Genomic DNA, 13435 nt, shown 5'->3' with positions numbered 1-13435 from the left:
TCCTGATGAATTGCGATGGTCAGGGCCGGCAATTTGCCGCATGTCCTCTGCCCAGGCCGCTTTTGGCGGCGTTCGCGACTATAGCAGCAATGATTAAGTGCTTCAATTCCATAAAAAATTGTTATCATCGCGGCCATGACGACTACCACCCCCCCGACCCCCAGCGTCCAGCTGCTTGAGGTCTCGCCGGAATATGCCGGCCAACGCATCGACAATTTTCTCCTGGCCCGGCTCAAAGGCGTGCCCAAGACCTTGATTTACCGCATTTTGCGTAAAGGCGAAGTGCGCGTGAACAAGGGGCGGATCAAGCCTGAGTACAAGTTGCAGGCGGGCGATATCGTCCGTGTGCCGCCCGTGCGCGTGCCTGAGCGCGACGAGCCTGTGCCCCTGGCCCAGGGGCTGTTGCAGCGCCTGGAAGCCTCGATTGTCTTCGAAGACAACAAACTGATCGTGATCAACAAGCCGTGCGGCATCGCAGTTCACGGCGGCAGTGGCCTGAACTTCGGCGTGATCGAAGCCTTTCGCCAGTTGCGCCCGGATGCCAAGGAGCTGGAGCTGGTCCATCGCCTGGACCGTGACACCTCCGGCCTGTTGATGATCGCCAAGAAGCGCAGCATGTTGCGCCACCTGCACACCGCCCTGCGTGGCGACGGTGTGGACAAGCGCTACATGGCGCTGGTGCGTGGCAATTGGGCCAGCTCGATCAAGAGCGTTCGTGCACCGCTGCAAAAGAGCAACCTGCGTTCCGGTGAGCGTATGGTCGAGGTGGACGAGGAGGGCAAAGAAGCCCTGACCCTGTTCAAGGTACTGCGCCGCTTCGGCGACTTCGCCACCATGGTCGAAGCCAAACCCGTCACTGGTCGTACTCACCAGATACGCGTGCACACCCTGCACGCGGGGCACTGCATTGCCGGTGACACCAAGTACGGTGATGAGGGTTTCTCCAAGGAGATCCGCGATCTGGGCGGTAAGCGTCTGTTCCTGCACGCCTACATGCTCACTGTGCCGCTGCCCGATGGTGGCGAGCTGAAATTGCAGGCGCCGGTCGACGAGATGTGGGCCAAGACCGTGGAGCGTTTGAGTGTCGCACCTTGACTACAAACTGCTGATCTTCGATTGGGATGGGACGCTGTGCGATTCCATTGGTCGGATTGTCGAGTCGATGCATATGGCTTCGACTCGCTCGGGTTTTGAGTTGTGCAGCGACATCGCGGTCAAGGGCATCATTGGCCTGGGCTTGCCTGAAGCAATCCGCACGCTTTACCCGCAAATTGCCGACGACGAGCTGATAGCGTTCCGCGAGCACTATGCCGATCACTACATTGCGCTGGAGGCCGAGCCTTCGCCGCTGTTCGACGGTGTGGTGCAGTCGCTGGAGGCTTTGCGTGCCGAGGGCTTTCAGCTGGCGGTCGCCACCGGAAAAGCCCGTCGCGGGCTGGATCGGGTGCTCAAGGCGCATGGCTGGGAAGACTATTTCGACATTACCCGTGCGGCTGATGAAACCGCCAGCAAGCCCCATCCTCTGATGCTGGAGCAGATCCTGGATCATTGCGGTGTATCGCCGCGCCAGGCATTGATGGTGGGTGATGCGTCTTTCGACCTGATGATGGCGCGCAATGCTGGCATGGACAGCGTGGCGGTCAGCTATGGCGCCCAGGCTGCCGAGGCGTTGCAGCAATACGAGCCGAGGCTCACGATTGATCATTTTTCTGAATTGCAGGCCTGGCTCAGCCGGGCCCGATAAGTCTTTGCTGGGGTTGATGGCATGAGTGACGAGTGGAAAGCGCCCGAAAAGGCCGAAAGCAGTGATGATAAAAGCTGGAAGCTGCTGGAGAAGACCCTCCTGGCCAGTGTCCAGGAACAGCGTCGTTCGCGGCGCTGGGGGATTTTTTTCAAGCTGCTGACCTTTGTTTACCTGCTTGGGATACTGGCGCTGTTCAGTCCGCTGATGGATATGGAAAAAAGCGCTACCCGCGGTAGTCACTACACCGCCCTGATTGAGGTGCGCGGTGTGATTGCCGACAAGGAGCCCGCGAGTGCCGACAATATCGTCACCAGCCTGCGCGCCGCCTTCGAAGACCCCAAGGTCAAGGGCGTGATCCTGCGTATCAACAGTCCTGGCGGCAGCCCTGTGCAGTCGGGCTATGTGTATGACGAGATTCGCCGGCTGCGCGCACTCCATCCGGATACCAAGCTCTACGCGGTAATTTCCGACCTGGGCGCCTCGGGGGCTTATTACATCGCCAGTGCCGCTGACCAGATCTATGCCGATAAGGCCAGCCTGGTGGGCTCCATTGGTGTGACGGCGGCCGGTTACGGTTTTGTCGGCACCATGGAGAAGCTGGGGGTGGAGCGTCGCACCTACACCTCGGGTGAGCACAAGGCGTTCCTGGATCCTTTCCAGCCGCAAAAGGCGGATGAAACCGCGTTTTGGCAGAGCGTGCTCGATACCACTCATCGCCAGTTCATTGCCAGCGTCAAGCAGGGCCGTGGTGACCGGTTGAAGGATAAGGATCATCCGGAGTTGTTCTCCGGGTTGGTGTGGTCGGGCGAGCAGGCATTGCCGCTGGGCTTGATTGACGGATTGGGTAGTGCCAGCTCGGTGGCGCGGGATGTGGTTGGCGAGAAGGAGTTGGTGGATTTTACGGTCGAGGAATCGCCGTTTGATCGCTTCTCCAAAAAGCTCGGCGCCAGCGTGGCTGAGAAGCTTGCGCTGTACATGGGCTTCCAAGGCCCGACGCTACGCTGATACCCCGAGCCTGCTGTAGATCAAAAGGTGGGAGGGGGGCTTTCTCCCTCCCACATTTGGCCGGTGGTGTATTTAAGGGATTTGCACGCCTTCAGCGAGCAGCATATCCACCAGCCGAATCAGCGGCAGCCCGACAAGGCTGGTCGCATCCTGCCCTTCGGTGCTTTGGAACAGGCTCACGCCCAGCCCCTCGGCCTTGAAGCTGCCCGCGCAGTCATAGGGCTGCTCGATCCGCAGGTAGCGCTCAATACGCTCTGCATCCAGCTCGCGCATGGTTACCGTGAAAGGCACGCAGTCGACCTGGCAATGCCCTGTGTTGCTGTTGAGCAGTGCCAGCCCGGTAAGAAAGCTCACACGCTTGCCACTGGCCACCAACAACTGTTCGCGGGCGTTTTCAAAGGTGTGAGGCTTGCCGATGATCCGGCCTTCCAGTGCAGCGACCTGGTCAGAGCCAATGATTAAATGGCCAGGATGGCTGGCGGCGAGGGCGCGGGCTTTTTCTTCGGCCAGGCGCTTTACCAGTTCGATGGCGGATTCGTCCGGGCGGTGGCTTTCGTCGATATCCGGCGAGCTGCAGGTGAAAGGCAGGTGCAGGCGGCTCAGTAATTCCCGGCGATAAACCGAGCTGGACGCGAGTAATAAAGGCAGCATATACGTCTCCTCAAGGCAGTCACCGATTCTAGCGACGCGACCGGCTGACGCACAGGGCTGAATTTCCTTTGACATGGCTGGGTGCATCCCTATAATGCTGCGCCTATGTTGAATGACCCGATTCCACCTCACGTTGACCCGCGCAAATTGGCTGATCGTGGCACCACCCTTCAAGGTGAAGTGCTGCTGGCCGATTTGGAGAGACTCTGCGACCCGCTTTCCGACACTGTCGGTACGGTGCAGGCTAAATTCGTTTTTGAACGAGATGAACGTAAGTCTGTGGTAATCCACAGCTTTATCGACACCGAAGTCAAAATGGTTTGCCAGCGTTGTCTTGAGCTGGTCACCCTGCCGATCCACAGCGAATGCAGTTATGCTGTGGTGAAAGAGGGTGCGAATACCCAGTCGTTGCCGAAAGGTTATGACGTGCTGGAACTGGGCGAAGATCCATTGGATCTGCATGCACTGATCGAGGAGGAGCTTTTGCTCGCCTTGCCCATTGTGCCTGCTCATCATCCGGAAGAATGCCAGCAGCCGGAGGGTCTCGATGACGAGGCCGAGCCGAGCGAGGACGAGGTAACGCGGTCCAACCCGTTCAGTGTATTGGCGCAGTTAAAGCGTGACCCAAACGTTTAGGAGTTAATCAATTATGGCTGTTCAGCAGAACAAAAAATCCCGCTCCGCCCGTGACATGCGCCGTTCGCACGACGCTCTCGAGGCTAGCACCCTGTCCGTGGAAAAGACCACTGGTGAAGTTCACCTGCGTCACCACGTATCGCCAGAAGGCGTATACCGTGGCCGTAAAGTGATCGACAAGGGCGCTGACGAGTAATCACTTGTCTGCCCAAGTCATCGCGATTGACGCAATGGGCGGGGACTTCGGTCCCCGCAGCATTGTTCAGGCCTGCATTGCCAGCCTGTCTGCTACGCCCTCGCTGCACCTGACCCTCGTCGGTCAACCTACCCTTCTTGAAGAACTGATTGCCAGCCATCCGGCGGTGGATCGCGCGCGCTTGACCATTACCCCTGCCAGCGAAACCATCGGCATGGATGAAAAGCCGGCCGCAGCCTTGCGCGGCAAGCCCGACTCTTCAATGCGTGTGGCCCTTGAGCTGCTGCGTGATGGCAAGGTGCAAGCCTGTGTCAGTGCGGGTAATACGGGGGCGTTGATGGCCTTGTCGCGGCATGTGCTCAAGACCTTGCCGGGTATCGACCGCCCGGCGATGGTGGCGGCGATCCCGACGCAGAAGGGCTATTGCCAGTTGCTGGACTTGGGCGCCAATGTCGATTGCAGTGCCGAGCACCTGTTGCAGTTCGCCGTGATGGGCTCGGTGGCCGCTGAAGCGCTGGGCGTAGCCCGGCCAAGGGTCGCCCTGCTGAATATCGGCACCGAGGACATCAAGGGCAACCAGCAGGTCAAGCTGGCCGCCACGTTGTTGCAAGGCGCGCCGGGCTTGAACTACATAGGTTTTGTCGAAGGTGACGGCTTGTACCGTGGTGAAGCCGACGTGGTGGTGTGTGACGGGTTTGTCGGCAACATCCTGCTCAAGTCGAGCGAGGGCTTGGCAACCATGATTGCCACGCGTATCGAAGCCTTGTTCAAGCAGAGCCTGGTATCGCGCATGGTCGGTGCCCTGGCGCTGCCGTTGATGCGCCGCTTGCAGGCCGACCTGGCACCGGCACGGCACAACGGAGCGAGCTTTCTCGGCTTGCAGGGCATTGTGGTCAAAAGCCACGGCTCGGCCGGCGTGCAGGGGTTTCAAAGTGCGATTGCGCGGGCGTTGATCGAGATACAGGAAAACCTGCCGCAACGCCTGCACGGCCGTCTTGAGGATCTGTTGCCTTAGGCGAATTGGCCCGGGAGTGCTTAAATGTGACCGGCCAGTTCAATTGACCATCCAATCTGTCAGTTTCGCGCGCTCTCACCGTTGGAGTGCGCATTTTTGACGACCAGATCATTAGGGGCTTGTTACATGTCTACATCCCTCGCATTCGTCTTTCCAGGGCAGGGTTCGCAGTCCCTCGGCATGTTGGCCGAGCTGGGCGCGCAATACCCGCTGGTCCTGGATACCTTCAAGGAAGCTTCCGATGCCCTGGGTTACGACCTGTGGGCGCTGACCCAGCAGGGGCCGGAAGAGCAGCTCAATCAAACCGATAAAACCCAGCCGGCCATTCTGACCGCGTCGATCGCCCTGTGGCGCTTGTGGCTGGCAGAAGGTGGGGCGCGTCCGGCATTTGTTGCCGGGCACAGCCTGGGCGAATACAGCGCCCTGGTGGCGGCGGGCAGTCTGACCCTTGGTGAAGCGGTCAAGCTGGTCGAGCGTCGTGGCCAGTTGATGCAAGAAGCCGTTCCGGCCGGGCAGGGCGGCATGGCCGCGATCCTGGGCCTGGATGATGCGGTGGTAATCGAGGCCTGCGCCGAAGCGGCGCAAGGTGAGGTGGTCAGCGCGGTGAACTTCAACTCCCCGGGGCAGGTGGTGATCGCCGGCGCCAAGGCGGCTGTTGAGCGCGCCATCGAAGGCTGCAAGGCCCGGGGTGCCAAGCGTGCACTGCCGTTGCCGGTGAGCGTGCCGTCCCACTGCGAACTGATGCGCCCGGCTGCCGAGCGCTTTGCCGAGTCTATCGCGGCCATCAACTGGCAGGCGCCGCAGATCCCGCTGGTGCAGAACGTCAGTGCGGCCGTGGCTGCCGACCTCGACACCCTCAAGCGCGACCTGCTGGAGCAACTGTACAAGCCGGTGCGCTGGGTTGAATCGGTCCAGACCCTGGCTGCCAACGGCGCCAACGAGTTGGTCGAGTGTGGCCCGGGCAAAGTCCTGGCCGGCCTGAACAAGCGCTGCGCCGACGGTGTGTCGACCGCCAACCTCAATACCCCTGAAGCCTTCGCTGCCGCTCGCGCGGCACTGGCCTGAATCCCGTACTTAGGAGAAGCCTGCATGAGTCTGCAAGGTAAAGTTGCACTGGTTACCGGCGCTAGCCGTGGCATTGGCCAGGCCATCGCCCTGGAGCTGGGCCGTCAGGGCGCCGTTGTGATCGGCACCGCCACTTCCGCCTCGGGCGCCGAGCGTATCGCCGCGACCCTGAAGGAAAACGGCGTGCAGGGTACCGGCCTTGAGCTGAATGTGACCAGCGATGAGTCCGTGGCTGCCGTATTGGCCGAGATCACTGCACAGTTCGGTGCGCCGGCGATTCTGGTGAACAACGCCGGTATCACCCGTGACAACCTGATGATGCGCATGAAAGACGACGAGTGGTACGACGTGGTCGATACCAACCTGAACAGTCTGTTCCGCCTGTCCAAGGGTGTTTTGCGCGGCATGACCAAGGCGCGTTGGGGCCGAATTATCAATATTGGCTCCGTAGTGGGTGCCATGGGCAACGCAGGCCAAGTAAACTACGCTTCCGCCAAGGCCGGTCTGGAAGGTTTCAGCCGTGCACTGGCACGTGAAGTCGGTTCGCGGTCGATTACGGTCAACTCGGTGGCCCCAGGGTTCATCGACACCGATATGACCCGCGAACTGCCGGAAGCACAGCGTGAAGCGTTGCTGACGCAGATTCCGCTGGGCCGTCTGGGCCAGGCTCAAGAGATCGCGAATGTGGTCACTTTCCTGGCATCCGACGGTGCGGCATACGTGACTGGGGCTACAATCCCGGTGAACGGCGGGATGTACATGAGTTAAATTGTGACGGATCGCTTCAAAAAAATGTCATACGAGCTGTCTAAAATCCGTTATAAAGCTGCAACTTAATTTATAGGCAGGTGGCCGACCGGGTACAGGGTGAAGCTTTCAGTTGAAAAGCTGAAATGGCTTTCTATACACTTACCCACTGGCCAGCTGCCTGAATTTGTCCATTAGGAGTTAAACAAGGTATGAGCACCATCGAAGAGCGCGTCAAGAAAATCGTTGCCGAGCAACTGGGCGTTAAGGAAGAAGAAGTGGTCAACACTGCTTCCTTCGTAGAAGACTTGGGTGCCGATTCCCTTGACACCGTTGAGCTGGTGATGGCTCTGGAAGAGGAATTCGAGACCGAAATCCCGGACGAAGAAGCTGAAAAAATCACTACTGTTCAAGCTGCCATCGACTACGTTACCAGCCACCAGGCGTAATAGTTTGTAGTCGTCGCTTGCTGTCAGGGAAAAACCGCACTGCTGTAACGGCGTGCGGTTTTTTCTTTAGGCGGTGATGAAAAGTAAGCTGCGAATCGAAGTGTCGTCATTAGAAAAAGGAGAGTGCTGTGTCGCGTAGACGCGTCGTAGTCACCGGTATGGGTATGTTGTCGCCACTGGGTACGGATGTGCCGAGCAGTTGGCAGGGCATTCTGGCTGGCCGCAGTGGTATTGGTCTGATCGAACACACGGACCTTTCTGCCTATTCCACCCGTTTTGGCGGCTCGGTAAAGGGCTTCAATGTCGAGGAATATCTCTCGATCAAAGAATCCCGCAAGCTCGACCTGTTCATTCAATACGGCTTGGCAGCCGGTTTTCAGGCGGTGCGCAACGCCGGCCTGGAAGTCACCGACGCCAACCGTGACCGCATCGGCGTGGCCATGGGTTCGGGGATTGGCGGTTTGACCAATATCGAAGAAACCAGCCGCACGCTGCACGATTCCGGCCCGCGTCGAATTTCACCGTTCTTCGTGCCCGGCTCGATCATCAATATGATTTCCGGCTTCCTGTCCATCCACCTGGGTGCACAAGGGCCTAACTACGCCATCGCAACGGCGTGCACCACGGGCACCCACTGCATCGGCATGGCGGCGCGCAACATCGCTTATGACGAAGCGGATGTGATGATCGCCGGTGGCGCTGAAATGGCCGCCTGCGGCCTGGGCATGGGTGGCTTCGGTGCATCCCGTGCGTTGTCGACCCGCAATGACGAGCCCACCCGAGCCAGCCGTCCGTGGGACAAGGGCCGTGATGGCTTCGTGCTGTCTGACGGCGCCGGTGCCCTGGTGCTGGAAGAGTTGGAGCACGCCAAGGCGCGTGGCGCCACCATCTACGCCGAGTTGATCGGCTTTGGCATGAGCGGCGATGCCTATCACATGACGTCGCCACCGTCCGACGGTGCCGGTGCTGCGCGCTGCATCACCAATGCACTGCGCGATGCGAAGGTCAACCCTGACCAGGTGCAGTACATCAACGCCCATGGTACTTCGACGCCGACCGGCGACCTGGCGGAAGCCGAAGCCATCAAGTCGGTGTTCGGTGAACATGCCTACAAGCTGGCCGTCAGCTCCACCAAGTCCATGACCGGCCACCTGTTGGGTGCGGCGGGCGCGGTCGAGGCGATCTTCAGTGTAATGGCGATCAAGGATCAGGTCGCTCCGCCGACCATCAACCTTGATGAGCCGGACGAAGGCTGCGACCTGAACTTCGTGCCCCACGAAGCGCAACCGATGCCGATCGACGTGGTGATCTCCAACTCGTTCGGGTTTGGTGGCACCAACGGCTCCCTGGTGTTCCGCCGGTTTGCCGAGTGATGCACAGCTGGGTCGACGGTCAGCCGGCGGGCAGCGTGCCCCTGAAAGATCGTGGCCTGGCGTATGGCGATGGGATATTCGAGACCATCGCCGTCAAGGCCGGGCAGCCGTTGCTGCTCGACCGTCACCTGCAACGCCTGGAAGAGGGTTGCAGGCGCTTGGCACTGGTGGCCGATCACGGGTTGATTCGCAACGAAGTGCTTGGCTTCGCCGCCGCGCTGGGTGACGGTGTCCTCAAGTTGATCCTCACCCGTGGCGACAGCCTGCGCGGTTATGGCATCAACCCTGGCGCCCCGGTGCGTCGTATCTTGCAGGGCAGTGCGCCCGCTATTTACCCGCCCGCCCATGCAATCGAAGGCATCCGCCTGTTCCCCTGTACCACGCGCTTGGCTGAGCAGCCGCTGCTGGCCGGTCTCAAGCACCTCAACCGCCTGGAGCAAGTGATCGCCCGTGCCGAATGGCAAGATACCGAACATGCCGAAGGCCTGATGCTGGATATGTCCGGGCGGGTGATCGAAGGCGTGTTCAGCAACCTGTTCCTGGTGCGCAACGGCTTGTTACTAACCGCTGATCTGACCCGTTGCGGCGTGGCCGGGGTGATGCGCGCCGAACTGCTGGCCCAGGCACATGCGCTGGGCGTCCCGGTGGTCGTGGCCGACATCAATATTGAGCAGTTGCAGCAGGCCGATGAAGTCTTTGTCTGCAACAGCGTATATGGCATTTGGCCGGTGCGTGGATGCGCTGCGATGAGCTGGCCGGTTGGGCCGCTCACCCGTAAACTGCAGGGTATTGTTCGCGCGCTATTGGATATTTGAGTTGATACGAAAACTGGTGTTACTGCTGCAGATCAGCCTGGTCTCGGCAGCGTTGCTCGTGGGCTTTTCGGCCTGGAAACTCGACTCTGCCCTCAAGCAGCCCCTGAAGCTGCCCCAGGAGCAGTTGCTCGACGTGCCGGCTGGCGCTACCCCGACGGGTACTTTCAATCGTCTGGAAGCCGACGGTGTACTCGACGATGCATTCTGGTTACGCCTGTACTGGCGCTTCAACCTTGAAGGCCAGCCACTGCACAGCGGCGAATACCGCATGACACCCGGCCTCACTGCCGAAGGCTTGATCGGCCTGTGGCAGCGCGGCGAGGTGGTGCAATACAGCCTGACCCTGGTGGAGGGCTGGAATTTCCGCCAGGTGCGCACCGCCCTGGCCAAGCATGAAAAAATCGTTCAGACCCTTCCTGGCCTGACTGACAGCGAAGTGATGGACAAGCTCGGCCATGCGGGTGAGTTTCCGGAAGGGCGTTTCTTCCCTGACACCTACCGTTTTGTACGCGGCATGACCGATGTCGAATTCCTGAAAAAAGCCTACAACCGCCTGGACGATGTGCTCGCCCAGGAGTGGAGCAAGCGTGCCGACGATGCGCCGTACACCGACCCTTATCAGGCACTGATCATGGCGTCCCTGGTGGAAAAGGAGACCGGCGTGCCGCAAGAGCGTGGGCAGATTGCCGGTGTGTTCGTGCGCCGCATGAAGATCGGCATGATGCTGCAGACTGATCCCACCGTGATTTACGGCCTGGGTGAGCGCTACAACGGCAAGTTGACCCGCGCCCACCTCAAGGAAGCCAACCCCTACAACACCTATATGATCGCCGGCCTGCCGCCCACGCCTATTGCGATGGTCGGTCGCGAGGCGATCCATGCAGCGCTGAACCCGGTGCCGGGCAGCAGCCTGTATTTTGTCGCCCGTGGCGACGGTAGCCATATTTTCTCGGATAACCTGGATGCTCATAATGCCGCCGTGCGCGAGTTCCAGCTCAAGCGGCGTGGCGATTACCGCTCCAGCCCGGCGCCGGTGGTGAAACCGCTGGAAGATGCAACCGCACCTGCCGAGGCACCGATTGAGCCCGCGCCGGACAGTACCGCGCCGCAAAGCCCGCAATGACTCTGACTAAGGACTGCCTGTGACTGGCTTGTTTATTACCCTGGAAGGCCCGGAAGGTGCCGGTAAAAGCACGAATCGCGACTACCTGGCCGAGCGCCTGCGTGCGCAGGGCGTCGAAGTGGTGCTGACCCGCGAGCCGGGCGGTACGCCGCTGGCCGAGCGTATACGCGAAGTGCTGTTGGCCCCGGGTGATGAGCCAATGAACCCGGACACCGAGCTGCTGCTGGTATTTGCCGCCCGAGCCCAACACCTGGCCGAAGTGATTCGCCCCGCGCTGGCACGCGGCGCCGTGGTGATTTGTGATCGGTTCACGGATTCCACCTACGCCTACCAGGGCGGTGGCCGAGGCTTGTCAGTAGAGCGTATCGCCACCCTTGAAACCTTCGTACAGGGCGATGTGCGTCCGGATTTGACCCTGCTGTTCGATCTGCCCGTGGAAGTGGGTATGGCCCGCGCCAGCGCTCGCGGTCGCCTGGATCGTTTCGAACTGGAAGGCCCGGTATTTTTCGACGCGGTGCGCAGCGCTTTCCTGCAGCGCGCCAAGGCTGAGCCGGCGCGTTATTACCTGCTCGATGCGGCGCAGCCGTTGAACCAGGTGCAACAGGCCATCGATGCGCTGTTGCCGACTCTGCTGGAGCGCACTCGTGGCTGAGTCCTACCCGTGGCAGGACAGCTTGTGGCAGCAACTGGCCGGTCGTGCCCAGCACGCCCATGCCTATTTGCTGCATGGCCCCGTGGGCATCGGTAAACGTCACCTCGCCGAGCGCTTGATGGCTAGCCTGTTGTGCCAGCGCCCGGTCAATCTGCAGGCGTGTGGCGAGTGCAAATCCTGCCTGCTGCTCAAGGCTGGCAGTCACCCGGACAACTATGTGCTGGAGCCAGAGGAAGCCGACAAGGCGATCAAGGTCGACCAGGTACGCGACCTCGTCAGCTTCGTAGTGCAGACCGCGCAGATGGGCGGGCGCAAAGTGGTGCTGATCGAGCCAGTCGAGGCGATGAACATCAACGCCGCCAACGCCTTGCTCAAAAGCCTTGAAGAACCGTCCGGCGACACCGTGCTGTTGCTGGTGAGCCATCAGTCCAGCCGTTTGTTGCCGACGATTCGCAGCCGCTGCGTACAGCAGGCGTGCCCGTTGCCGAGCGAGGCCATGAGCCTGCAATGGCTGGCGCAGGCGTTGCCGGAGTGCACCGAGCAGGAACGGGTCGAGTTGTTGACCCTGGCGGCCGGTTCACCCCTGGCAGCCGTGAAGCTGCAAGCCCAGGGCGTGCGTGAGCAACGAGCACTGGTTGTGGAGGGTGTGAAGAAGCTGCTCAAGCAGGAGCTGTCCGCCACGCAACTGGCCGAAAGCGCCTGGAAGGATATTCCCCTGCTGCTGTTGTTCGACTGGTTCTGCGACTGGTCCAGCCTGATCCTGCGCTACCAACTGACCCAGGATGAAAACGGCCTTGGCCTGGCGGATATGCGCAAGGTGGTGCAATACCTCGCGCAGAAAAGTGCCCAGGACAAAGTGCTGAACATCCAGGACTGGATTCTTGCTCAGCGCCAGAAGGTACTCGGCAAGGCCAACCTCAACCGCGTGCTGTTGCTTGAGGCGCTGCTGGTGCAGTGGGTTGGCCTGCTCGGGCGCCGTTAATTTCCGGGGCCGACAGGTGTATGGTTGGCCAGACCCTTTTCGTGAATTAAGCCCTGACTTCCTATGCTCGTAGATTCCCATTGCCATCTTGATCGCCTTGACCTTGCCCAGCACGGCGGCTCCCTCGACGCCGCCCTTGAAGCTGCACGCCAGCGTGGGGTAGGGCACTTTCTGTGCATCGGCGTCAGCGCTGAAAACGCCGGTGACGTCAAAGCCCTGGCTGATCGCTACGCCGATGTGGATTGCTCGGTGGGCATCCACCCGCTGGACCTCAAGCCCGGCGAAGCCCCGGCTCTGGATTGGCTATTGGGCGAACTCAACCATCCACGGGTGGTGGCCATTGGCGAAACCGGCCTGGACTACCACTACGAGCCTGAAGCCGCCGAGTTGCAGCAGGCCTCTTTCCGCCTGCACTTGCAAGCCGCCCGGCAGACCGGCAAGCCGGTGATCGTCCACACCCGGGGTGCCCGCGCCGATACCTTGACCTTGCTGCGCGAAGCCGCGCTGCCGCAGGCCGGTGTGTTGCATTGTTTTACCGAAGACTGGGACATGGCCAAGGCTGCTCTGGACCTGGGGTTCTATATTTCCCTGTCGGGTATCGTCACCTTTCGCAACGCCGACGCGCTGCGCGACGTGGCTCGCCAAGTGCCAGCCGATCGCCTGCTGGTGGAAACCGACTCGCCGTACCTGGCACCTATTCCCCATCGCGGCAGGCCAAACCTGCCTGAATATGTGCGTGACGTGGCCGATTACTTGGCGATGCTGCGCGGCGAGTCGTACGAGCGCTTCGCCGAGCAGACCACCGAAAACTTCAAACGCCTGTTTCCGTTGGCCCATGTAGCCGGATAGTACGGCTGAATCGCAGGCAAAAAAAACCCGGGTTCTGGGGGGTGAATCCGGGCTAAGACCATTAGGAGTAAAACAAGGGCACGCAGTCCGTCGGTACCCAGGTCGTCGCGTCACTTGGGGGAGATGTCGCGGC

The 13435-nt window shown here is 60.6% G+C and carries 16 protein-coding genes; 15 read left to right on the top strand and 1 reads right to left on the bottom strand.

The genetic code is table 11. From position 1 onward, the window contains the following. Positions 1-135: 135 nt before the first annotated feature. From rluC to E4O97_RS19900, 3 genes are read left to right on the top strand one after another with little or no spacing between them, the layout of a single operon-like run. Positions 136-1095 carry a 23S rRNA pseudouridine(955/2504/2580) synthase RluC gene (gene rluC / locus E4O97_RS19910; RefSeq protein WP_005790558.1) on the top strand — a complete coding sequence of 320 codons (960 nt, stop codon included), beginning with the start codon at positions 136-138 and terminating at the stop codon, positions 1093-1095. Further along, complete coding sequence (locus E4O97_RS19905; protein WP_078822096.1) at positions 1082-1744, top strand: HAD-IA family hydrolase; 663 nt, start codon at positions 1082-1084, stop codon at positions 1742-1744. The genes rluC and E4O97_RS19905 overlap by 14 nt, the downstream gene beginning before the upstream one ends. Before the next feature lie 21 nt (positions 1745-1765). Further along, on the top strand, positions 1766-2749 hold the full coding sequence (locus E4O97_RS19900; RefSeq protein WP_248162026.1) for a S49 family peptidase: 984 nt from the start codon (positions 1766-1768) through the stop codon (positions 2747-2749). A 72-nt stretch (positions 2750-2821) separates the two neighbouring features. Here E4O97_RS19900 and E4O97_RS19895 read toward each other — a convergent pair whose 3' ends face one another. Then, positions 2822-3400, bottom strand: a complete 579-nt coding sequence (locus E4O97_RS19895; RefSeq protein WP_248162025.1) for a nucleoside triphosphate pyrophosphatase — start codon at positions 3398-3400, stop codon at positions 2822-2824. Positions 3401-3505: 105 nt separating this feature from the next. Between E4O97_RS19895 and E4O97_RS19890 the strand changes: the two genes are divergently transcribed. The 12 genes from E4O97_RS19890 (at position 3506) to E4O97_RS19835 (ending at position 13302) form a co-directional block, all read left to right on the top strand. Beyond that, positions 3506-4036: a YceD family protein gene (locus tag E4O97_RS19890; RefSeq protein WP_005790551.1), complete on the top strand. Its 531-nt coding sequence runs from the start codon at positions 3506-3508 to the stop codon at positions 4034-4036. 13 nt (positions 4037-4049) lie between these two features. Then, positions 4050-4232 (top strand): 50S ribosomal protein L32, encoded by a 183-nt coding sequence (rpmF, locus tag E4O97_RS19885; protein ID WP_003179396.1) that lies wholly within the window; start codon positions 4050-4052, stop codon positions 4230-4232. Between the two features lie 4 nt (positions 4233-4236). Continuing rightward, positions 4237-5247, top strand: coding sequence for a phosphate acyltransferase PlsX (gene plsX, locus E4O97_RS19880; RefSeq protein WP_216091985.1), 1011 nt, complete (start codon positions 4237-4239; stop codon positions 5245-5247). Positions 5248-5373: 126 nt separating this feature from the next. Then, complete coding sequence (gene fabD / locus E4O97_RS19875; protein WP_032879861.1) at positions 5374-6312, top strand: ACP S-malonyltransferase; 939 nt, start codon at positions 5374-5376, stop codon at positions 6310-6312. 24 nt (positions 6313-6336) lie between these two features. Beyond that, entirely contained in the window at positions 6337-7080 is a 744-nt protein-coding gene (gene fabG / locus E4O97_RS19870) for a 3-oxoacyl-ACP reductase FabG (protein WP_005790544.1), read from the top strand. A gap of 191 nt (positions 7081-7271) precedes the next feature. Beyond that, positions 7272-7508: an acyl carrier protein gene (acpP, locus tag E4O97_RS19865; protein WP_003175607.1), complete on the top strand. Its 237-nt coding sequence runs from the start codon at positions 7272-7274 to the stop codon at positions 7506-7508. 128 nt (positions 7509-7636) lie between these two features. Then, complete coding sequence (fabF, locus tag E4O97_RS19860) at positions 7637-8881, top strand: beta-ketoacyl-ACP synthase II (protein WP_005790527.1); 1245 nt, start codon at positions 7637-7639, stop codon at positions 8879-8881. Beyond that, positions 8881-9696 carry an aminodeoxychorismate lyase gene (gene pabC, locus E4O97_RS19855; protein ID WP_032879862.1) on the top strand — a complete coding sequence of 272 codons (816 nt, stop codon included), beginning with the start codon at positions 8881-8883 and terminating at the stop codon, positions 9694-9696. Before fabF ends, pabC begins: the two co-directional genes overlap by 1 nt. Before the next feature lies 1 nt (position 9697). Further along, entirely contained in the window at positions 9698-10819 is a 1122-nt protein-coding gene (gene mltG, locus E4O97_RS19850) for an endolytic transglycosylase MltG (protein WP_032879863.1), read from the top strand. A 19-nt stretch (positions 10820-10838) separates the two neighbouring features. Continuing rightward, positions 10839-11471, top strand: coding sequence for a dTMP kinase (gene tmk / locus E4O97_RS19845; RefSeq protein WP_228308859.1), 633 nt, complete (start codon positions 10839-10841; stop codon positions 11469-11471). Then, positions 11464-12453, top strand: coding sequence for a DNA polymerase III subunit delta' (locus E4O97_RS19840; RefSeq protein WP_032879865.1), 990 nt, complete (start codon positions 11464-11466; stop codon positions 12451-12453). The genes tmk and E4O97_RS19840 overlap by 8 nt, the downstream gene beginning before the upstream one ends. A 63-nt stretch (positions 12454-12516) precedes the next feature. Then, a complete protein-coding gene (locus tag E4O97_RS19835; protein WP_216091981.1) occupies positions 12517-13302 on the top strand; it encodes a TatD family hydrolase in 786 nt (261 codons plus the stop codon). Positions 13303-13435 lie beyond the last annotated feature (133 nt).

This window comes from Pseudomonas sp. W15Feb34 (assembly GCF_023127765.1).
Taxonomy (GTDB): Bacteria; Pseudomonadota; Gammaproteobacteria; order Pseudomonadales; family Pseudomonadaceae; genus Aquipseudomonas; species Aquipseudomonas synxantha_A.
The sequence above is the reverse complement of the archived record's forward strand: the minus strand, read 5'-3'. Positions and strand labels throughout refer to the sequence as shown.

What these genes read in the sequence shown, in the direction of transcription:
- rluC (WP_005790558.1), top strand. Translation starts at nt 136, where the DNA reads ATGACGACTACCACCCCCCCGACCCCCAGCGTCCAGCTGCTTGAGGTC.
- E4O97_RS19900 (WP_248162026.1), top strand. Translation starts at nt 1,766, where the DNA reads ATGAGTGACGAGTGGAAAGCGCCCGAAAAGGCCGAAAGCAGTGATGAT.
- E4O97_RS19895 (WP_248162025.1), bottom strand. Translation starts at nt 3,400, where the DNA reads ATGCTGCCTTTATTACTCGCGTCCAGCTCGGTTTATCGCCGGGAATTA.
- E4O97_RS19890 (WP_005790551.1), top strand. Translation starts at nt 3,506, where the DNA reads ATGTTGAATGACCCGATTCCACCTCACGTTGACCCGCGCAAATTGGCT.
- rpmF (WP_003179396.1), top strand. Translation starts at nt 4,050, where the DNA reads ATGGCTGTTCAGCAGAACAAAAAATCCCGCTCCGCCCGTGACATGCGC.
- fabD (WP_032879861.1), top strand. Translation starts at nt 5,374, where the DNA reads ATGTCTACATCCCTCGCATTCGTCTTTCCAGGGCAGGGTTCGCAGTCC.
- fabG (WP_005790544.1), top strand. Translation starts at nt 6,337, where the DNA reads ATGAGTCTGCAAGGTAAAGTTGCACTGGTTACCGGCGCTAGCCGTGGC.
- acpP (WP_003175607.1), top strand. Translation starts at nt 7,272, where the DNA reads ATGAGCACCATCGAAGAGCGCGTCAAGAAAATCGTTGCCGAGCAACTG.
- pabC (WP_032879862.1), top strand. Translation starts at nt 8,881, where the DNA reads ATGCACAGCTGGGTCGACGGTCAGCCGGCGGGCAGCGTGCCCCTGAAA.
- E4O97_RS19835 (WP_216091981.1), top strand. Translation starts at nt 12,517, where the DNA reads ATGCTCGTAGATTCCCATTGCCATCTTGATCGCCTTGACCTTGCCCAG.